General features: G+C 63.5%; 12 protein-coding genes. 4 read left to right on the forward strand and 8 right to left on the reverse strand.

The window, feature by feature from the left end; genetic code table 11:
• Nucleotides 1-11,854 (reverse strand): FG-GAP-like repeat-containing protein (locus tag OXU50_01000; GenBank protein MDD9868469.1); only part of this gene is annotated, 11,854 nt, incomplete at its 3' end.
• 191 nt (nt 11,855-12,045) lie between these two features.
• On the opposite strand from OXU50_01000, the gene OXU50_01005 reads away from it, so the two are divergent.
• Nucleotides 12,046-12,810: a metal ABC transporter ATP-binding protein gene (locus tag OXU50_01005; protein ID MDD9868470.1), complete on the forward strand. Its 765-nt coding sequence runs from the start codon at nt 12,046-12,048 to the stop codon at nt 12,808-12,810.
• The gene (locus tag OXU50_01010) at nt 12,740-13,645 is read left to right on the forward strand and encodes a metal ABC transporter permease (GenBank protein ID MDD9868471.1); all 906 of its coding nucleotides are present in this window, start codon (nt 12,740-12,742) and stop codon (nt 13,643-13,645) included. Before OXU50_01005 ends, OXU50_01010 begins: the two co-directional genes overlap by 71 nt.
• On the opposite strand, the gene OXU50_01015 is transcribed toward OXU50_01010, so the two are convergent.
• The 7 genes from OXU50_01015 to OXU50_01045 form a co-directional block, all read right to left on the reverse strand.
• The gene (locus tag OXU50_01015; GenBank protein MDD9868472.1) at nt 13,608-14,444 is read right to left on the reverse strand and encodes a DsbC family protein; all 837 of its coding nucleotides are present in this window, start codon (nt 14,442-14,444) and stop codon (nt 13,608-13,610) included. The genes OXU50_01010 and OXU50_01015 overlap by 38 nt on opposite strands.
• A 7-nt stretch (nt 14,445-14,451) precedes the next feature.
• A complete protein-coding gene (locus OXU50_01020; GenBank protein ID MDD9868473.1) occupies nt 14,452-15,156 on the reverse strand; it encodes a hypothetical protein in 705 nt (234 codons plus the stop codon).
• A 5-nt stretch (nt 15,157-15,161) separates the two neighbouring features.
• Nucleotides 15,162-15,677, reverse strand: coding sequence for a hypothetical protein (locus OXU50_01025; GenBank protein MDD9868474.1), 516 nt, complete (start codon nt 15,675-15,677; stop codon nt 15,162-15,164).
• The gene (locus OXU50_01030) at nt 15,674-16,285 is read right to left on the reverse strand and encodes a hypothetical protein (GenBank protein ID MDD9868475.1); all 612 of its coding nucleotides are present in this window, start codon (nt 16,283-16,285) and stop codon (nt 15,674-15,676) included. The genes OXU50_01025 and OXU50_01030 overlap by 4 nt, the downstream gene beginning before the upstream one ends.
• A gap of 5 nt (nt 16,286-16,290) precedes the next feature.
• Nucleotides 16,291-17,082 carry a MotA/TolQ/ExbB proton channel family protein gene (locus tag OXU50_01035; GenBank protein MDD9868476.1) on the reverse strand — a complete coding sequence of 264 codons (792 nt, stop codon included), beginning with the start codon at nt 17,080-17,082 and terminating at the stop codon, nt 16,291-16,293.
• 105 nt (nt 17,083-17,187) lie between these two features.
• Nucleotides 17,188-17,889, reverse strand: coding sequence for a hypothetical protein (locus OXU50_01040; protein MDD9868477.1), 702 nt, complete (start codon nt 17,887-17,889; stop codon nt 17,188-17,190).
• A 201-nt stretch (nt 17,890-18,090) separates the two neighbouring features.
• On the reverse strand, nt 18,091-18,525 hold the full coding sequence (locus OXU50_01045; GenBank protein MDD9868478.1) for a hypothetical protein: 435 nt from the start codon (nt 18,523-18,525) through the stop codon (nt 18,091-18,093).
• Between the two features lie 272 nt (nt 18,526-18,797).
• On the opposite strand from OXU50_01045, the gene OXU50_01050 reads away from it, so the two are divergent.
• Together OXU50_01050 and OXU50_01055 are read left to right on the forward strand one after the other, a co-directional pair.
• Complete coding sequence (locus OXU50_01050) at nt 18,798-19,400, forward strand: nitroreductase family protein (protein ID MDD9868479.1); 603 nt, start codon at nt 18,798-18,800, stop codon at nt 19,398-19,400.
• Nucleotides 19,397-20,572 carry an ABC transporter substrate-binding protein gene (locus tag OXU50_01055; protein ID MDD9868480.1) on the forward strand — a complete coding sequence of 392 codons (1,176 nt, stop codon included), beginning with the start codon at nt 19,397-19,399 and terminating at the stop codon, nt 20,570-20,572. Before OXU50_01050 ends, OXU50_01055 begins: the two co-directional genes overlap by 4 nt.
• The last annotated feature ends 9 nt before the right edge of the window (nt 20,573-20,581 follow it).

Here is a 20,581-nt window from a genome sequence, read left to right on the forward strand (position 1 = left end):
GCGTGGTTTCAACCTTTCTGTCGTTGAAGGTCGGCACCGTTACGGTAACCTCGCGTGCACCGCTCGGAATGACAGCGGTGCCGGAGGGGTAGTTAAATCGTGCGTTGCCCTGGGCGTTGGCAAAGTCCTGCGGGCGCGCAGGGTTGGCGCCGCCGGGGGCAATCATCCAGGTCGCGCCAATGCTGCCGTCGGACGCAGACGCGGTGCCGCTGATGCGGATGGTGAAGGTAATCGCCTCGCCTTCCGCCGCTGTCGGCGGTGTGGCCGGGAGGTTCAGCACCGGCTGGTCGCTGGCGTTGATGGTTACGGTCGCGCTGCTCGCGGCGCCGAGGCGCGCACCGCCCGCCGATGTGCGCGGGGCGCCGAGGGTTATTTCCAGCGGCTCCTCGTCTTCGAAAAGAAGGTCGTCGGTGATGGACAACACCATCCGGACGGCGGCGGTGGCGGTGGTGATGGTCAGCAGGCCGGTGGCGGCTGTTGAGGTGCGAGTGGTGATGGCCGCGCGGATAGACGGCTCGGTGATGCGGTAGTCGGCGCGGTCGCCCGTTACCGTGAAGGGCACTTCGACATCCGCCGTGCGTGTGCCGACGCCGGACAGGCTTACAGTGAAGGCCGCCGTGTCGCCTTCGTCGGCGGTGGCGCGGTCGGCGGCGATGGTTACGACAATCTCGTCGGCGCGGTCGCTGATGGTGCCGGTTCGGGTGGAGGCGCTGATGATAAATGTGGTCCCGGTCGAGGCAAGCGGGAGGATGGTTGCGCTGGTTCCGGTCGAGGCGAGTGAAATGATGGTTGCGCTCGCCGGGTCGCTGAGGGTGACGGTGTAGGTTTCGGTGGCTTCGTTGGCGTTGTCGTCAAAGGTGGCCACGGATACTGTCGTTGAGGTTGAACCGCGCGCGATGACGGCGACGCCGCCAGGGAAGTCGGTCATCGGGTTGCCTTCGGCATCGGCGAAGTCTTGCGGGGTGACCGTGCTGAGCGCGTCGGCGCCGCTGCTGATGTTCCAGGCCACATGAGCGGTCCCATCAGCGGGCGTTTCACCATCGGCGAAAACGACGGTGAAGGTCAGTGTCGTGCCTTCGGCCACTGTTGTCGGCGTTGTCGGGATGTGCAACAGCGGCACAGGCTGGTCACTGGGGTTGATGGTGCCATGCTGTGACACTGCCACACGCTCATTTATAATACCGGACACCATTCCACGTGCCCAATAATTATTCCAGCAGTCCGCGCATAGAATCCCGAACCGCGCATAAAATCCCGAATGTGTACTGGCCACCATTCCACCTGCTCGAACATTACTCTCGTTCATTGCGACCGACGTGTACGGGGCACCAAGACGGACTTCAATCTCGTAACTCTCAATCCCCTCAGTCAAATCATCGTCCAGGGTGGGCACGGTGACCGTGACAGAGCTTGAATCGGGCGGAATTGCAACAGAGCCGTAGGCGGTATAATGCCAGCCGTTGATATAACGCCAACCGGTAGGAACTCCAAAGAAGTCCGACGATGTATCTACCGGATTGGGTCCACGTCCGCGAATTGTCCAATATGCGACTACAGTGCCAGTAGAAGCCTTGCGTATGAATGGAGTTTGCAAAGCCCAACTACGGCTCCGCATATGGGCAATCAACCTATCTCCTGCCTCTCCTCTTTTAACCTCCCTTCCGCGTCTGGGCCATACTGATGGGATGCCTCTTGCCTGCATTATCTCTCCATCAGAGAAAAGAACACACGGGTGCGGCTCTTGACCGCAATAAATGCGGTGTCGGGGGTCAGCAGTGGCTGTGATGGTGAAACGAACAGCGTCGCCTTCATCCACCGGTTCAGGCGCCACCGGAATGTCGAGGCGGCGAACAGGAACTTCAAAGATGTCCCGGTAATGGTCCTCAATCCTGCCTGCACGCGAAAAAGGCGCAGCCAACACCCCACCAGTCGGACTGCTTAAGGTAATCATGAAAGTCTCATCATCATCGTCGTGGATGATGTCATCATAAGTCGGCACACTGACCACAGCCGAGCGCCTTCCAGCGGGGATGGTCACCGTGCCAGTGGGGAAAGCGTCAAGCACATTACCTTCGGCATCGGCGAAATCTGCTGGTTCACTGGACTCTTTGAAATCCGTCCACCATCTTCGATTAGTTCTGCCGTTGGCACTGATGGCCCACGCTACGCTGACCGTGCCGTCTGACCTCGGCTCATCATCGCCAATACGCACCGTGAACTCTACCGGTTCGCCCTCATCCACCGGCGCCACCTCATCAAGCGTAATCATGCGCACTGCCTTCATATCGCTGGTGTCGATAGTGACAGCCGCACTGCGCGCGTCGCCCAGACGCACGCTACCCGCCCGGGCGTGTGGCGTGCCGAGACGCACTTGCAGCGTCTCTGCATTCTCGAAAAGATTGTCATCGGTGATCGTCAGCGCAATGACGGCGGTGATGGTGTCGGTAGTGGCGGCCAGTGTCGCCGTGGCGGTGCCGGTGGCGGCAACAGTGAAATATTCGTCGTTGCCGTCCGACCGCACAGTGCCGTAGATGCGGCCATCAGGCGGGTCGTTGGCGCGGCCAAGACTGCCATCGCTTACCGACACCGTGAAAGGCACTTCAATGTCCGCCGTGGGCGTGCCGCCGGACAGCGTGACGGTGAAGGTGGCGGTGGCGCCTTCGTCCACGCTGCTCTGGTCAACGGCGATGGTCACAATGGTCTCGTCGGCGCGGTCGCTGATGATGCCGGTTCGGGTGGTGGCGCTGATGACAAAGGCGGTTCCAGTCGAGGCAGATGGAGTGGTGGTTGCACTCGCAGGGTTGCCGAGGGTGACAATGTAGGTCTCGGTGGATTCGTTCGCGTTGTCGTCAAAGGTCGCCACGGACACTGTCGTTGAGGTTGAACCGCGCGCGATGACGGCGACCCCGCCGGGGAAATCAGCCAACGGGTTGCCCTCGGCATCGGCAAAGTCCTGCGGGGCGACCGTGCTGAGCGCGTCGGCGCCGCTGCTGATGTTCCAGACGATGCGGGCGGTTTCATCGGCGGGCGTTTCACCGTCATTGAGAACGACAGTGAAGGTCAGCGTCGTGCCTTCGGCCACCGGCGTCGGCGTTGTCGGGATATGCAGCATCAGCGGCAGGTCGTTGTCATTGAGGACGCCGTTTTGCGACAGCGGCGAGATGAGTTTCGCGCTCAAACCGGGGTTGCTCAAGGTAACGGTGTAAGTTCTGACACCACCATTCTCATCATCATCAACAGTCGGCACGGTGATGGTTACCGAGCGCTCGCTGTTCTCTATGATGGCGACGCCGGACGGGTATTCGCTCAACGGATTGCCTTCGGCATCGCCAAAGTCCGACGGAAGCGCCGGGTTGTCGCCGCTGCCGCTGATGCTCCAGGCAGCGGCAAGCGTGCCGTGCGGCGGTCTCAGGTCGTCGTCTATGAATACGCGGAAGTCCAGACGACTGCCACTGTAGCCGGAAATTCTGCGATGGCACACATTGCACGACAGCACATGCGTGTCTATCGCAACCGTGAACTGAACCGCCGAGCCTTCTTCCACCGCAACCGGCGCCGCCGGAATCTTGAGCGAGCGTATCGGGAGCCTGTCAAAATCACTCATGGCTATCGTGCCGCTTTGGACGGATGCGCTGAGAGTGGCGGCGCCGGTCGAGTCATTGATGGTGAATGAGACGGGTGTGGCAAGAACAGCGCCGCCGGCCGGGCCGCTGATGACGATGACGAACGTTTGCGTGGTTTCAACCTTTCTGTCGTTGAAGGTCGGCACCGTTACGGTAACCTCGCGCGCACCGCGCGGGATGACGGCGGTGCCGGAGGGGTAGTTGGCCAGCGCGTTGCCTTGGGCGTTGGCAAAGTCCTGCGGGCGCGCGGGGTTGGCGCCGCCGGAGGCAATCATCCAGGCCGCGCCAATGCTGCCGTCGGACGCAGACGCTGTGCCGCTGATGCGGATGGTGAAGGTAAGCGCCTCGCCTTCCGCCGCTGTCGGCGGTGTGGCCGGGAGATTCAGCACCGGCGGGTCGCTGGCGGTGATGATGACGGTCGCGCTGCCGGTGGTTCCAAGACGCGCGCCGCCCGCCGATATGCGTGGGGTGCCGAGGGTTATTTCCAGCGGCTCCTCGTCTTCGAAGAGAAGGTCGTCGGTGATGGACAGCACTATCCGGACGGCGGCGGTGGCGGTGGTGATGGTCAGCAGGCCGGTGGCGGCTGTCGAGGTGTGCGTGGTGATGGTTTGCTCACGGGCGGACGGCTCGGTGATGTGGTAGTCGGTGCGGTCGCCCGTTACCGTGAAGGGCACTTCAACATCCGCCGTGCGTGCAGCGGTGCCGGACAGGCTTACAGTGAAGGCCGCTGTGTCGCCTTCGTCGGCGGTGGCGCGGTCGGCGGCGATGGTTACAACGGTTTCGTCGGCGCGGTCGCTAATGACGCCGGTTCGGGTGGAGGCGTTGATGACAAAGGTGGCCTCAGTCGAGGCGAGCGGGAGGGTGGTTGCGCCAGTTCCGGTTGAGGCGAGTGAAATGATGGTTGCGCTCGCCGGGTCGCCGAGGGTTACGGTGTAGGTTTCAGTGGCTTCGTTGGCGTTGTCGTTGAAGGTGGCCACGGACACTGTCGTCGAGGTTGAACCGCGCGCGATGATGGCGACGCCGCCAGGGAAGTCGGTCATCGGGTTGCCTTCGGCGTCGGCGAAGTCCTGCGGGGTGACTGTGGTGAGCGCGTCGGCGCCGGTGCTGATGTTCCAGGCCACGCGGGCGGTTTCATCGGCAGGCGTTTCACCATCGCCGAGAACAACGGTTAAGGTCAGCGTCGTGCCTTCAGCCACCGGCGTCGGCGTTGTCGGGATGTGCAACAGCGGCAAAGGCTGGTCGCTGGGGTTGATGGTGCCGTACTGTGTCACTTTCGCAGCCCACCAGATGGAGCCAGCTACCATTCCACCTGCCCGAGCATTACTATAGTCCCCTCGGATTGGCGTCCACGGGGCACCAAGACCAACTTCAATCTCGTAACTCTCAATCCCCTCAGTCAAATCATCGTCCAGAATGGGCACGGTGACCGTGACAGAACTTGAATCGGGCGGAATTGCGATGGAGCCGTAAGCGGAATAAGAATATCGAGAGGGAACCCCGAAGAAGTCCGACACACCTACCGGATTGCCCCCGCGTCCGCGAATTCTCCAGTGTGCAACTACAGTGCCGGTAGAAGCCTTGCGTATGAAAGGAGTTTGCAAATCCCAACTACGGCTCCGCATGTAGGAAAGGAAGATGTTTCTTCTTTCCGAAATTCCTGTTGCTTCTTTTGCCCGTCCGCCAGAGAAAAGAACACACGGGTACGGCTCCTGGCCGCAATAAGTGCGGTATCCGGGGTCATGGGTGGCTGTGATGGTGAAACGAATAGCGTCGCCTTCATCCGCCGGCTCAGGAGCCACGGGAATGTCAAGGCGGCGAACGGGAAGTTCAAAGACATCCCGATAATGATCCTCAATCCTGCCAACACGCGAAAAGGGCGACGCCAATACTCCACCGGTCGGATTACTCAGGGTAATCCTGAAAGTCTCATCAGCGTCGTCGTGGATTATGTCATCATAAGTCGGCACACTGACCACAGCAGAGCGTCTTCCGGCAGGGATGGTCACCGTGTCGGCGGGGAAAGCATCAAGCGCATTGCCTTCGGCATCAGCGAAGTCCACTGGCTCGCTGGACTGTTTGCGATTACGCCACCAGCTCCGATGAGTTCTGCCGTTGGCACCGATGGCCCACGCCACGCTGACCGTGCCGTCCGACACCGGCTCATCGTCGCCAATACGCACCGTGAACTCTACCGGCTCGCCCTCATCCACCGGCGCCACCTCGTCGAGCGTAATCCTGCGCACCGCCAGCGGGTCGCTGGCGTTGATGGTGGCAGTCGCGCTGCGCGCATCGCCCAAACGCACGCCGCCCGCTGATGTGTGCAGCGTGCCGAGACGCACTTGCAACGTCTCCGCCTCCTCGAAAAGATTGTCGTCGGCAATCGTCAGCGCAATTATGGCGGTGATGGTGCCGGTGGTGGCAGCCAGTGTCGCCGTGACAGTGCCGGCGGCGACACCGACCATGAAATATTCATCGCTGCCGCCCGACCGCACAGTGCCGTAGATGCGCCCGTCGGGCGGGTCGTTGGCGAGGCCAAGACTGCCATCGCTTACCGACACCGTGAAAGGCACTTCAATATCCGCCACAGGCGCGCCGCCGGACAGCGCGATGGTGAAGGTGGCGGTGGCGCCTTCGTCCACACTGCTCTGGTCGGCGGCGATGGTCAAGACAGTCTCGTCGGCGTAATCGCTGATGACGCCGGTTCGGGTGGTGGCGCTAATGACAAAGGCGGTTCCAGTCGAGGCAGATGGAGTGGTGGTTGCACTCGCCGGGTTGCTGAGGGTGACAATGTAGGTCTCGGTGGCTTCGTTCGCGCTGTCGTCAAAGGTCGCCACGGACACTGTCGTTGAGGTCGAGCCACGCGCGATAACGGCGACGCCACCGGGGAAATCGGCCATCGGATTGCCCTCGGCGTCGGCAAAGTCCTGCGGGGCAACTGTACTCAGCACGTCGTTGCCGCTGCTGATGTTCCAGACGATGCGGGCGGTTTCATCGGCGGGGGTGTCGCCATCGTCGAGAGCGACTGTGAATGTCAGTGTCGTGCCTTCGGCCACCGCTGTCGGTGTCGTCGGGATGTGCAGCAACGGCGGAATGTCATCGTCGTTGATAACACCGCCTTGCGACAGCGGCGCGATTAGTTTCGCACTCAAACCGGGGTTGCTCAAGGTAACGGTGTAAGTTCTGGCGCCGCCGTCTGCATCGTCGTCAACGGTCGGCACGGTGACGGTTACCGAACGCTCGCTGTTCGCAATGGTGGCGACGCCGGACGGGTATTCGCGCAGCGGATTGCCTTCGGCGTCGGCAAAGTCCGACGGAAGCGCCGGGTTGTCGCCGCTGCCGCTGATGCTCCAGACTGCGGCAATGGTGCCATGCGGCGGTCTCAGGTCGTTGTCTATGATTACGCGGAAGTCCTGGCCGCCGTAGTAAGCGTTAATTCCGCGATGGCACACAGCGCAGGACAGGGCATGCGTGTCTATCACAACGGTGAACTGAACCGCCGCGCCCTCTTCCACCGCAACCGGCGGCGCGGGTATCTTCAGCGAGCGTATCGGGAGCCTGTCAAAATCACTCATGCCGATTGTGCCGCTTTGACGGGATGCGCCAAGAGCCGCGCCGCCGGTCGGTTCGCTGATGACGATGACAAATGTTTGCGTGGTTTCAACCTTTCTGTCGTTGTAGGTCGGCACAGTCACGGTAACCTCGCGCGCACCGCGCGGGATGACGGCGGTGCCGGAGGGGTAGCGCCATTGCGCCCAGCCCCGGGCGTCGGCGAAGTCCTGCGGGCGCGCGGGGTTGGCGCCGCCGGGGGCAACCCTCCAGGTTGCGCCAACGCTGCCATCGGACAACACGCTGTCGCTGATGCTGATGGTGAAGGTAACCGCCTCGCCTTCCGCTGCTGCCGGCGGCGTCGCCGGGAGATTCAGCACCGGCTGGTCGCTGGCGCGGATGACAACGGTCGCGCTGCCGGCGGCGCCAAGACGCGCACCGCCCGCCAATGTGCGCGGGGCGCCGAGGATGATTTCCAGCGGTTCGTCGCCCTCGGAAAGAAGGTCGTCGGTGATGGACAGCACAATCCGGGCGGCGGCGGTGGCGGCGGTGGTGATGGTCAGCAGGCCGGTGGCGGCTGTTGAGGTGCGCGTGGTGATGGCCGCCGAACGGACGGACGGCTCGGTGATGCGGTAGTCGGCGTGGTCGCCCGTCACCGTGAAGGGCACTTCAACATCCGCCATGGGCGCGCCGCCGGACAGGCTGACGGTGAAGGCCGCCGTGTCGCCTTCGTCGGCGACAGGATGACCGGCGGCGGTGCGGTCAGCCATGACGCCCGGGTTCATCTTGATCCACAATGCGTCGCCCTGACGACCGCCGAAAGCAATATCCAGGTCGCCGTTGTTGTCCACATCGCCCAGCGCCACCACCCTTGTGCGGGCATAGGGAATGCGGAGGTTTGCGCCAACTCTGTCGAAGTTCCCGTAGCCGCGGTTTGCGTAGATATACGAAAGGCCCAAGTCACGATTGGTCCCCGTGACAATATCCAGATCACCGTCACCGTCCATGTCGCCCAGCGCCACATCCCCCGTCGGATAGATGTTGCCTATTTCCGCGCCCGTGCCAAAACCGCCCTGCCCGTTGTTCAGGTACAGGCGCAGGCGGTTGTACAGGTACGGGTTGTTGTGATTCAACTGCGCCACCATCACGATATCCGGATGGCCGTCGTTGTTCACATCGCCAAGCGCCGTGCTGTTGCCCACATGGCCGAGGGATACCGCCCCGCCAAAACGCCACCCGCCGAGGTTCAGGTGGTAAACGCTTGCGTTCTGCTTCTTGCCGACCACGAGATCGGGCCGCCCATCGCCGTTAATATCCCCGACCGACACATCCCAACTGGGGTAAGCAGAGCCGACCCGGCCCTGCCATTGAAAACCGGCGGCGCCGTCACCGCGGTAAAGGTCAATGCCGCCGCCCGGGCCGTTCAGCGGAAGCACAAGGTCCAGATGGCCGTCGCCGTCCATGTCCGCCGTCTCAAGGTCGTTGACACGCAGGATGGACAATGAAGAGTCAATGGCGGCGCCGCTGTCAAACTCGCCGCGCCCGTTGTTCTTGTACAGCATCACATGAACCCGGCCCTCCCATGAACCGGCCACGATATCCACATCGCCGTCCTTGTCGTAGTCGCCGAAGGTCAGGTAATGGGAATACGCAGTCGCAACAACCGTTGAACTCGCCCGGGGAAAGCCGTTGAAATAAACCACAATGCCGTTCTCACCGGCGGTCACAACATCCAGACGGTCATCGCCGTCAAGGTCTTGCAATGCAATGTCATAAATGGCGGTGGTGCCCGCCGGAATGACCAAATGGTCTTCCAGGGCGCGGTCAGCGGTGATGGTTACAACCGTCTCGTCGGCAAAGTCGCTGATGGCGCCGGTTCGGGTGGATGCGCTGATGACAAAACCGGTCGCGGTCGAGGCGATGGCCGCGCCCGCCGGGTTGCCGAGGGTGACGGTGTAGGTTTCGGTGGCCTCGTTCGCGTTGTCGTCAAAGGTGGCGATGGAAACAGTCGCCGAGGCCGAGCCGCTTGTGATGACTGCGACGCCGCCGGGGAAATCGCTCATCGGGTTGCCTTCGGCGTCGGCAAAGTCCTGCGGGGTGACCGTGCTGAGCGCGTCGGCGCCGCTGCTGATGTTCCAGGCCACGCGGACGGCTTCATCAACGGGCGTTTCGTCGTAGCCGAGAACGATGGTGAAAGTCAGCGTCGCGCCTTCGGCCACCGACGCCGGCGGCGCCGGGATGTGCAGCGCCGGCGGCGTGTCGTTGTCTCTGATGACACCGCCTTGCGACGCCGCCCCGACCAGCCGCGCGCTCAGACCCGGGTCGCTGAGAGTAACGGCGTAGGTTTTCGCGTCCCCGCCCGCGTCGTTGTCAATGGTCGGCACGGTGATGGTTACCTCGCGCCTGTCGTTCGGGATGACGGCGACGCCGCTCGGGAATTCGGCCATCGGTTCGCCCGCAAGGCCGGCGAAGTCGGACGGGCTTGCCGGGTTGTCGCCGCTGCCGCTGATGCGCCAGGCCACGGCGACGGTGCCTGCGGGCGGCTTCAGGCTCTCACCGATGAAGACGCCGAAATCACCGCTGCCGTACAAATGGCAAACCGAGCAGGAAATGGCGTGCGTGTCGATCGCGACGGTAAAGCGGATGTCTTCGCCTTCATCCACCGTGGCCGGGGCGGCGGACAGTTTGAGGGGGCGCAGCGGCAGCCTGTCAAAATCGCTCATGCCGATGAAGCCGATGCGCGAGGAAGTCGTCGCCAGTTCGGCGTTCACCGGATTGCTCAGGACAATCGTGTAGCTCTCCGTTGTTTCCACCCGGAGATCATCTTGGGTCAGCACGGCAACGGTGACTTCGCGCGCGCCGTTCGGAATGACGGCGGTGCCGCGGGGGGCGACCCTCATCGAGGGGCCGCCGGGTTCGCGGAAGTCGCTCGGCACAGCCGGGGCGTCGCCGTTTGGGCGGATAAGCCAGGCCACGCTGACGGCGCCGTCGGAAGTCGTCTCACCGGCGCCGATGCTGACGGTGAACCGGACAACCCCGCCCTCGGGCACCGGCGCCGGCTGGCTGAGCGTGATGTGGCGCTCCACTTCAACGCCCTCAATGGCGATTCGCTTCAGCACCGGCGTCAACGACGGCAGTTTTGTCCTCAACTGGACGCGCCAGCGCAAATCATCGCCCGGCGTCAGAAACCGCACTCTCTCGCCGCGGTACGCCTGATACCAGCGTGCGCCGCCGTTGTTCGTCAGGTAATAATAAATCCGGGTGTACAGCGGCTGCTCCGCGGCTGCGGTGAAGCGAACCACCCGCGGCACCGGCGCGTCGCCGTTGACCTTGCGCGAAAGAAGCAAACTGCGCGAATTGTCGTACGACACGCCACCCGCCGCGTCTTGCGGATGCCCCGACCAACCCTGCACACTGATGGCCTCCAGCAAGGTGAATCTGTCGCCCATCACCACATCCGGGGCGCCGTCGCCGTTCACATCGCCGACCGCGACGGTTCTTGACCTCATGCCGAGGTAGGAGCCGGTTGTTTCAAAAACACCGTTGCCGTCGTTCCGATAGACATTGGTGTTGTTTTTGGTTCCCTCGACAAGGTCCAAATCGCCGTCGCCGTCCATGTCCGCCAGTTCAAGGTCAAACACCCCCGTGCGATGCACAAATCTGCCGTCCGCAAAACCGCCGGCGCCGTTGTTCAAATACAGCACCGTGTCGCGGCGGCGCCCGCCCGCGAGGATGTCAAGGTCGCCGTCGTTGTCCACATCGCCCAGCGCGACGCTCCTGACCAGGGCCGCATCGCCCGCGTAGCGGAGTGTTTGTGCGCTGCCGAATCCGCCGCTGCCATCGTTCAGATAGAAAACACTCGCGGCCCTGTATTTGCCGAGGACGATGTCCGGGCGCCCGTCGCCGTTGAGGTCGCCGAGCGCCAGCGCCCTGTTGAGGGTGTAGGTGCCGACAGGCAAACGGCGGTGCAACGAGAAATTGCCCCTGCCGTCGTTCAGGTACACATAGACATTCCCGGTCGTGCCCCTGCCGGTGGCCACGATATCCAGATCGCCGTCGCCGTCCATGTCCTCCGCGGCCACATCAACGGGGAACACCCTGGACACCGGAAACTCGGTAAAAACGCCGTTTCCGTCGTTCCTGTACATCCTTACCCTGGCCCGCCTGTCGGCTGCGAGGATGTCCATATCGCCGTCTCGGTCAAAATCGCCAAAGGCGATATCCCGCGAACGCTTGGTCGTTACCGTGACGGGCCGGATGGCGGCCAGCGTGGAGACGCTGTGGGCGGAACTCAGACTGCCGATTGCGCCGATGAAATAAATCGAGATGCCGGTGTCGTTGCTGGCGGTGATGACATCCAGACGGCCATCGCCGTTCATGTCCTGCAAGTCGATGTCGTCAATCAGGGTAACGGTGTCGGAAGAATTGCCGAGGCGCGCCCTTGCCGTCCAGAAATGCGTGGCGTGGCGGTATTGCGCGTGGCCGAGCGTTACGCCGCCGGTTGTCCAGCGCGCCATCCAGAGCGGGCTGCGGTCGGTATCCACCAAATCCCGCGTCTGAAAATCTTCGACAAACGAGAAGTCCGCCGGCGCCGCACACAGCGGCGCCGAGAGCGCCGGCAGCAGCAACGCCGCGCACCCGTAAAAGACTCTCGCTGTATTAGAGAGTATGTGTTTGCACCTCATGCCCGGTTCCCGGATTTCCGGGCCATTGTTCCATAATGGGCCGCCATCGGCAAGCAACCCCCGAAAAAGCGCGCTGTACAGCGGTTTTTCCGCCCAAACCGGCGGCATCCGGTGCTATAATCGCGCCCATCGCATTTTCGCCCCCGACGCCATTTTTGCCCGCAAACGCCATGACCCAACCCCCAAACGCCATGACCCAACCGATGAAACCACTAATCAGCGCGCACAATATCACCGTCATGCGCGGGCGGCACGCGCTGCTGCAGAATGTCTCGCTGCATGTCGGCGAGCGCGACTTCATCACCGTGGTCGGGCCGAACGGCGCCGGCAAATCCACGCTGCTGAAATGCCTGCTGGGGTTTCACGCGCCCGACAGCGGCGCGGTGGCGCGCGCCGCGGGGCTGAAAACCGGCTATGTGCCGCAGCGGTTTTCCGCCGACCGCGCGATTCCCATCTCGGCGCGGCGCTTCCTGACGCTGCGGCGCAAGGCGGATGACGCGGCGGTGGCGCGCGCCGCCGCCGAGACCGCGGTCGGCGATGTGCTTGACAAGCCGCTCTACGCGCTGTCCGACGGCGAATTGCAGCGCGTGCTGCTGGCGCGCGCGCTGCTCGGCGAGCCGCAACTGCTGGTGCTGGACGAACCGGCGCAAAACCTTGATATTTCAGGGCAACTGGCGTTCTACAAACTGCTGGAACGGATTTACCGCGAGCGCGAGATGTCCATTCTGATGGTGTCGCACGACCTGCACCTGGTGATGGCCTCGACGCGCCGCGTCGTCTGCCTGTTTCACCATGTGTGCTGCTCCGGCGAGCCGCACGAGGTCGCGAAAGACCCGGATTTCATCGCCCTGTTCGGCGACGACATGGCGCGGATGATGGCGGTTTATCACCATGTCCACGACCATGTCCACGAGCGGGCGGGCGCGCGCGCGGACGACGGCGCCGAACATGCTTGAAGACTTTGTGCTGCGCGCGCTGATCGCCGGCGTCGGCGTCGCGCTGATTGCCGGCGCGCTCGGCTGCTTCGTCGTGTGGCGGCGCATGGCCTACTTCGGCGACTCGCTGGCGCACAGCGCGCTGCTCGGCGTCGCGCTGGGGCTGCTCTACGGTTTCAGCGTCAATCTCGGCACCATCGCCGTGTGCTCGGCGTTCGCGGTGCTGCTGGTGTGGCTGCGCCAGAAACATGTGCTGGCGACCGACACGCTGCTCGGCATCCTCGCGCACGCCGCGCTGTCGGTCGGCGTCGTCGCCGTCAGTTTTCTCGACAACACGCGCTTTGACCTGCACGGCTACCTGTTCGGCGACATCCTGACCGTCACCGCGCACGACCTCTGGTGGATTTACGGCGGCGCCGTCGTCGTCCTCGGCCTGCTGCTGGCCAACTGGCCGGCGCTGACGCTGATGACGATACACGAGGACCTGGCGCGCGCCGAGGGCGTCAACACCTTTCTCATGCACCTGCTGCTGATGTTTCTGATGACGATTGTCGTCGCGGTGTTTTTGCGCATCGTCGGCATCCTGCTGATTACCTCGATGCTGATTATCCCGGCGGCGACGGCGCGCCAACTGGTGCGCTCGACCGGCGCGATGGCGGCGGCGGCGGCGGCGCTCGGCGCGGCGGCGGTCGTCGCCGGCATCTTCGGCTCGATGGTGTTCGACACGCCGTCCGGCCCGTCCATCGTCGCGGCGGCGGCGCTGATGTTCGCGGTGGTGTTTCCGCTGTCGCTGATGGTGCGCGCGCGCAACCGCGCCCCTAATGAACCGGCTGAACCGGCGCGCCGGCGCGCTTGACTTCCTCCAGCAGGTTTTCCGGCGTGCGGTAGCCGTTCAGCAGTTTGCCGTCGGCGAGCAGGAAGGCGGGCGTGCCGCGCACGCCGAGCGTCTCGGCGATTCGCATGTTGCGGTCCACCGGGTGGTCGCAGTCTTTCTGTTCAAGCGCGGCGCCGTTCTTGGCGCGCTCAAACGCGGCGCGGCGGTCGTCGGCGCACCACACTGAAATGGCGTCGCGGCGCGATTTCTGGCCGAGAAACGGAATCAGCAGGTAGTTGACGCGGATGCCGAGTTCATTGACGCGCGCCATCTGGCGGTGGAATTTGCGGCAGTAGCCGCAGTTCACATCGCTCAGCACGGTGACCGTGTACAGCGTTTTTTCGGGCGCGTAGGAGATGACGGCGCCGGCGCGGGCGCTGTCGGCGACGGCGTGGCGCAGGCCGGTGTAGGCTTGCTCGGTCAGGTCGGTGCTGGTTTTCAGGTCGTAGAGCGTGCCGGAAAGCAGGAACGCGCCGTCGTGCGTCAGGTAGTAGATGCTGCCGCCGGCGACGACTTCGTACACGCCCGCCAGCGGCGTCGGCGTCACCCGCTCGACGCGGACATTCGGAAACGACGGCGCCATGTACTGCGCGGCCTGTTCGGCGGTCATTTCTCCGGCGCCGGCGCCGCCCGTCGCCAGCACCGCCGCCAGCAGCGCCGTGCGCGCCGTGGTGCGCGCCATCGTGCGCGCCGTGGTGCGCGCCGTCATGCGCGCCGTCGTGTGCGCCGTGATGCCTTCTGTCGTTTGCTCTGTCATCTGCCTTGTCATCGTTTGCATCATCGCCTCCTCAGTAGTTGAACGCCGTCAAATGCATTGTGACGACGCCGCCGTGGGCCTGGTCTGAATCAATGATTTCGCGGTGTTCCAGTTTCACCAGACCGACGCCCGGAGCATACCACTCGTCGGTCATGAAGACAACTTTGTCGCGCGCGACGCTGAGGCTGCGCGCGATGTCAAGCCGCGCCTCGCCGCGCACATGCAGGCATTGCTCAAAGCGCCCCGCCGGCACTTCCACCGTCTCGCCGGCGGTGAGTATCCGCCACTGCATCTCGTAGTCAAACGCGCGCTTCAGCGGGGTCTCGACCGGAAACGGGCGCGCCAGCAGATACGGCTTGACGCGGTACGACCAGCGGGTGCCGGGCCGCAACGGCTTCTTCAGCACAAAGCGCCCGCTTTCGGCGGGGCGCGGGTGTTTCTCGATGACGGTGCGCTTGGCGGTGCGGACGATGCCGTCATCAAGTTGTTGCAGGTAGTAGTAGTTGCCGGTGCCGGTCTTGCGGACATGGTGCAGTTCGCCGCCCACCCGCCGCTCGCCGAGGTTTTCGATGTGCAGGGTGTTTTCGGTGCGTTTGCCGGGCGTCTTTGTCACCACGCGGTAATCCCAGGCGAGGCCCTCGTCGAGCGGGAAGTAGCCGCGCGGCGGCTCGCCGCCGCAGGCGGCGGCGAGGGCGCACGCCGCCGGCACAAGACACCACCGCGCGAAGTGCGTCATGCCCGCTACTTGTCCGGCAGTTCCGGGTCCGGCAGGTCGTAGATCAGGATGCGCGAGACCTCGTCTTCCGCCCACAGCCTGGCGATGCCGCTGGCGCGGCGGCGCACCCCTGCCTCGACCTCGCCGACCTGCACGATGCCGTCGCGCAACTGCTTCATCGCGGCGCCGACCTGCCCGTGCAACTGCCGCGAATACGGCACGCGGTAGGCGCGCGGCTCCCTGCCGAGGCGGTCGTCCTCCAGCGACACGGCCCAGAGATGAATGACGCCGCGGCTGCCGGTCTCTTCGTCCGGCTCGTCTATGCTGCCGGCGAGCATCATGAATTTCTGCGGCAGCGCCGCGCGCGCCGGCCAGCCGAGAAAGGATTCAAGCGATGTGTAGGTTACATAATACAAAAGGCCGGTCAGCGCCACCGCGCCGATCTTGACCCACGGCGGCCAGCGCGAGTAGATGTTCAGGCTCAGCAGCAGCACGGCGAGCGCCATGTATGCCACGGTGATGCCGACGATGGCGCCGCTCATCCTTCCGCCCGGACGCTGACGAGGGCCTTCGGCAGCGTGTTGATGTCGGCGACGCTGCCGTCGCGCTCCAGGTTGAAACGCACCGCGGTGCGCTCGGCGCCGGCGCGCTCAAGCAGGACCTTGCCGTAGAAGAAGATGTCGAGCGCCGGGTTGACGCGCGCGACGCTGACCTCGGCGGTAACCGGCTGCTCCGTCAGCGACTTGTAATAGTGCAGGTTGACGATGTATTCGCCCGGCACCAGGCGGCGGATGGTGATGACCTCCTGGTTCAGCGGGTTGACGACTTCCTCGCCGTCCACGCGGATGGTGTCGTTGGAAAGGCCGCGGTCGTCGCGGTCGAGGTGCATGAAGCCGTCCTCGGTGTTGCGAAACCAGACCACCCTGCCGTCGGGGTCGCGCACCCAGGTGTCAATGTCGTCGGGGCTGTGGTCGGGCCACTTGACCGTGACGATGTATTCGGCCTTCAGGTCTATGGCGCCGGTGCGCGCGGGCGGATTCATGAAGACGATGGCTATCAGAAACAGGAAGGTGAAGATCAGCAGCACATTGAACAGCAGGTCGGTGAACGGGTCAATCGCGTCGGCCCTGGTTTGTCGCCCGCGTCGCACGCCCGTCACCGCGCAAACGAGTGGGTTTCGGCGAAGTGCGCGGCGGCGGCGACGAGGCGGTCGGCGCCGCGGTCGAGCAGCAGGTACTGAAAGCCGAGCAGAATGGTGCCGAGCAGCCCGACCAGCGTCGTGTTCAGCGCGACTCTCATGCCGCGCGTCATCTCGCTGAACAACTCGTGCGCGTGCTCCGGCTCGAACGACGCCGAGCCGGTGATCGAGGACAGCATCAGGATAAAGCCGATGACCGTGCCGAGCAGCCCCAGTTTGATCAGCAGTTGCGCGAAAAACCAGCCGGTGGCGTGGGCGCCGCCGGCCTCCTCGGCGAGCATGTCGTCCAGGCGCGACCACTGGCGGCGGTCGGTCTCGCCGGGCGGCCCGCCGCGGCAGCGGAAAACGCCGGCAAGGTAGTCCGACACCGGCGACGACGCCAGCGCCGCGCCGTCGAGCGACAGGCGCACGCCGTCAAAACGCAGCGCGCCGGGGTTGGCGGTGATTGCGCCGAGTTCGTTCAGTTGCGCCGACAAGAACACGCTGCGCAGCGCGCAATGAACGGTGCCGCCGGCGAAGATCAGCGCGATGACGATGGACAGTTTGGTCGGGTCGGTCCGGAAAATGTCCTGCACCAGTTCGTGCTCCCACGCCAGCCACAGGATGAACGCGAGCACAAAGGCGAAAATCAGCCATTGCAGGAACAAGGCGTGCGCGGGCGCCTGCGACCGCGGCGGAAATTCGCCGCCGTCACCGGACGCCGCACTGAAACCGAAAGGCCGTTCCATCACGCCCGGATAGTAACACACCGCCGCGCCGGCGGCGGCGCGGCGCGCGGCGCGCAAAAAAAACCCGCGGTGGCTGCGCCACCGCGGGTTTTGGCCGGACTTCAAATCCTTTGAATCAGAACGGGTTCACCCTGTGTACGGGTTCGCGCCGAGTCTGTGCTGGCGATCTTCGGGAACCAGAAAATCCACCATGGTGTCGTACGCCCGACCCATCGCTTGCCGGTGCCTTGTCTTGTCCTCTTGTGATATCCCCCAGAAGCCGGGATCCCCCAGGTCGCTCCAGGCCACATCATGCCGCGCGCCGCCGGACACCGAGGAAATATCCTCATCCTTCAGCACGCCCGTTCTCGCCGCCGACGGAAGCGAGATGTGCCAGCACTTGTCATCATTGCGGTGAACCACAATCTTCGAGTCAGCCGGGATTTCCAGGCCGGTAATCTTCGACATCACCGCTTTCGGGTCTTTGTCAAATTCGGCGCGAAAATCCGCATCCGTCTGATAACGCAGCGCCACCATCGCAGCCAGGGCTTCCTGTGTCGCCGGCAGTTTCGTCATTTTTGTTTCCATTGTGCAAATCTCCATTACGATGTTAAACAAATGAATTTTTGCCACTGACATTGCTGCCACTGACATTGCTGCCACTGACATTGCTGCCACTGACATTGCTGCCACTGACATTGCTGCCACTGACATTGCTGCCACTGACATTGCTGCCACTGACATTGTGATTATGCCGCAAAAACGCTGAAAGTCAATACTGACAAAGGTTTCTGAACGGATTGACGACGATGAAACCTGCGTGATGCCGGGGCGTTCCGGACTGAACATTCACTTGCTTCTCGCATGGCACAACCGGGGGGAAGAACTGCTTGCTGAATACCCTGAAATTCCACCAAAACAAATGGGCCTGCCAAAAAATTGGAGGCTTGCGCTCCCCGGTAAATCGTGAGCCTGGATTGTCTTGCGCCGGCGGCGCAAAAAAAACCCGCGGTGGCTGTGCCACCGCGGGTTTTGGGTTTTAGCCGGGATTTACTCCCTTCCCCCCAAACGGAGACTATCCGGCATGGAGAGTCCCATCATGCCAAACATTCTCTCGTGCGCTGCATCCATCCCTTGCTTGTACCTTTCTCCCTCGGCCGGGGACACTCCCCAGAACGCAGGATCCCCCAGGTCGCTCCAGGCCACATCATGCCGCGCGCCGCCGGACACCGAGGAAATATCTTCATCCCCTATCGCGCCCGTTCTCGCCGCCGACGGCAGCGAGATGTGCCAACACTTGTCGTCGTTGCGGTGAACCACAATCTTCGAGCCAGCCGGTATTTCCAGGCCGGCAAGCTTCGACAGCACCGCTTTCGGGTCTTTGTCAAACTCGGCGCGGAAATCCGCGTCCGTCTGATAGCACAAAGCCACCATCGCAGCCAGAGCTTCCTGTGTCGCCGGCATTTTCGTCATTTTTGCTTCCATTGTGCAAATCTCCTTAAAAGATGTTAAACAAATGAATTTTCTGCCACTGACACTGCTGCCACTGACACTGCTGCCACTGACACTGCTGCCACTGACACTGTAATTATGCCAAAGAAACGCGGAAAATCAATACTGACAAAGGTTTCTGAACGGATTGACGGCGATGAAACCTGCGTGATGCCGGGCGTTCCGGACTGAACATTCACCTGTTTTTCACCGCAACCCGGATTGTCTTATAATCAGCACCGCAACGCTCTTTTGGGGAACAAACCATGAAAAAATTCAACACTGCGGACACTGTGGATTACCGGCGGCGCAAGGAAGACGCCGAGGCCGACGCGCTGTTTTACGAGCGCTGGTCGCCGCGTTCGTTCAGCGGGCGCGAACTGCCGGAGGAGACGCTGCGCGTGATTTTCGACGCGGCGCGCTGGTCGCCGTCGTGCTACAACGACCAGCCGTGGCTGTTTGTCACCGCTTCAAGCGGCGCGGCGGACTTTGATGTGTTTCTGAACCTGCTGGTGGAGGGCAACCAGGGGTGGGCGCACAGCGCGTCGCTGCTGGGCTTTCTGTTCGCGCGCCTGCACTTCGACCACAACGGCAAGCCGAATGCGTCGGCGGTGTTCGACTGCGGCGCGGCGTGGATGGCGATGACGCTGCAAGCGCGGCGCCTCGGCCTCTACACGCACGGCATGGCCGGCATCAAGCGCGACGAGGTCTGCGCGGCGCTCGGCGTGGACGAGGACAAATACCGCGTTGTCTGCGGCTTCGCGCTCGGCGAAATCGGCGCGCCGCAGCAACTGGCCGCGGAACTCGCCGACGGTGAAAAACCGTCGCCGCGAAAACCGTTGCCGGCGATATGGCGGCGCGGCGCATGACGGCGCGCGGCGCGCGGTGGCTGGCGGCGGCGCTGTGGCTGGCGGCGGGCGCGGCGGCGGCGGTCGAGACGATTGATATCGCGTTCCTGAAAAAAGAAGCGGAAAAACTGCCGAAACTGTCCAACCTCGACCCGCCGCCCGCCGACGACGGCGCGCTCGGCGGCATGCAGGGCATCACCGACAACAACACCACCGGAAAATTTCTCGGCCACCATTACCGACTTGAAACCGTCGTCCTCGGCGAGGACGGCGACGCCGGCGGGGCGCTGCGCGAACTGCACGCGCGCGGCGTGCGGCAGTTTATCGTGGATGTCGCCGCCGACGAGTTGCTGGCGCTGGCCGACTCCGGCGCCGGGCGCGAGTCGTGGTTCTACAATGTCGGCGCCGGCGACGACACGCTGCGTACCAGGCAATGCCGCCGCAACATCCTGCACATCACGCCCAGCCATTCAATGCGCGCCGACGCGCTGGCGCAATACCTGATTGCGCGCAAATGGCCGCGATGGTTTCTGGTCGTCGGACAGCGCGCCAACGACACCGGCTTCGCCGCCGCCGTGCGCCGCGCGGCGAAAAAGTTCGGCGGCAAAATCGCCGCCGACAAAAAATGGGAATACGGGCCGGACATGCGGCGAACGGCGGCCTCGACGGTGCCGGTGTTCACGCAGGATGTGGACTATGATGTGCTCATCGTCGCCGATGTCGTCGGCGAGTTCGGCGAATACCTGGCCTACCGCACCTGGAAGCCGCGCCCGGTGGCCGGCACCCAGGGGCTGAAGCCGGTGACCTGGCACCGCACGCACGAACAATGGGGCGCGGCGCAGATTCAGAGCCGCTTTCTGAGAAACCACGGGCGGCGCATGTCGGAGAAGGACTACGGCGTGTGGTCGGCGGTGCGCGCCATCGGCGAGGCGGTGACCCGCAGCCGCTCGACCGGCCACGCGCAAATCGCGGACTACATCCGCGGCGATGCGTTTGAACTGGCCGGTTACAAGGGGCAGAAAATGTCGTTCCGCAAATGGAACCGGCAACTGCGCCAGCCGATACTGCTGGTGTCGCCGACATCGGTGGTGTCGGTGTCGCCGCAGCGCCAATTCTTGCACCAGCGCTCGGTGCTGGATACAATGGGCTACGACCGCCCGGAGTCGCAATGCAAACTCGGCGAAACACCGTGAACAGCGAGG

The organism is Gammaproteobacteria bacterium (assembly GCA_028817225.1).
GTDB lineage: Bacteria > Pseudomonadota > Gammaproteobacteria > Poriferisulfidales > Oxydemutatoraceae > Oxydemutator.

Coding starts and splice junctions, on each gene's coding strand:
- OXU50_01005 (MDD9868470.1), top strand. CDS start 12,046: ATGACCCAACCGATGAAACCACTAATCAGCGCGCACAATATCACCGTC.
- OXU50_01015 (MDD9868472.1), bottom strand. CDS start 14,444: ATGATGCAAACGATGACAAGGCAGATGACAGAGCAAACGACAGAAGGC.
- OXU50_01020 (MDD9868473.1), bottom strand. CDS start 15,156: ATGACGCACTTCGCGCGGTGGTGTCTTGTGCCGGCGGCGTGCGCCCTC.
- OXU50_01025 (MDD9868474.1), bottom strand. CDS start 15,677: ATGAGCGGCGCCATCGTCGGCATCACCGTGGCATACATGGCGCTCGCC.
- OXU50_01040 (MDD9868477.1), bottom strand. CDS start 17,889: ATGTTCAGTCCGGAACGCCCCGGCATCACGCAGGTTTCATCGTCGTCA.
- OXU50_01045 (MDD9868478.1), bottom strand. CDS start 18,525: ATGGAAGCAAAAATGACGAAAATGCCGGCGACACAGGAAGCTCTGGCT.
- OXU50_01050 (MDD9868479.1), top strand. CDS start 18,798: ATGAAAAAATTCAACACTGCGGACACTGTGGATTACCGGCGGCGCAAG.
- OXU50_01055 (MDD9868480.1), top strand. CDS start 19,397: ATGACGGCGCGCGGCGCGCGGTGGCTGGCGGCGGCGCTGTGGCTGGCG.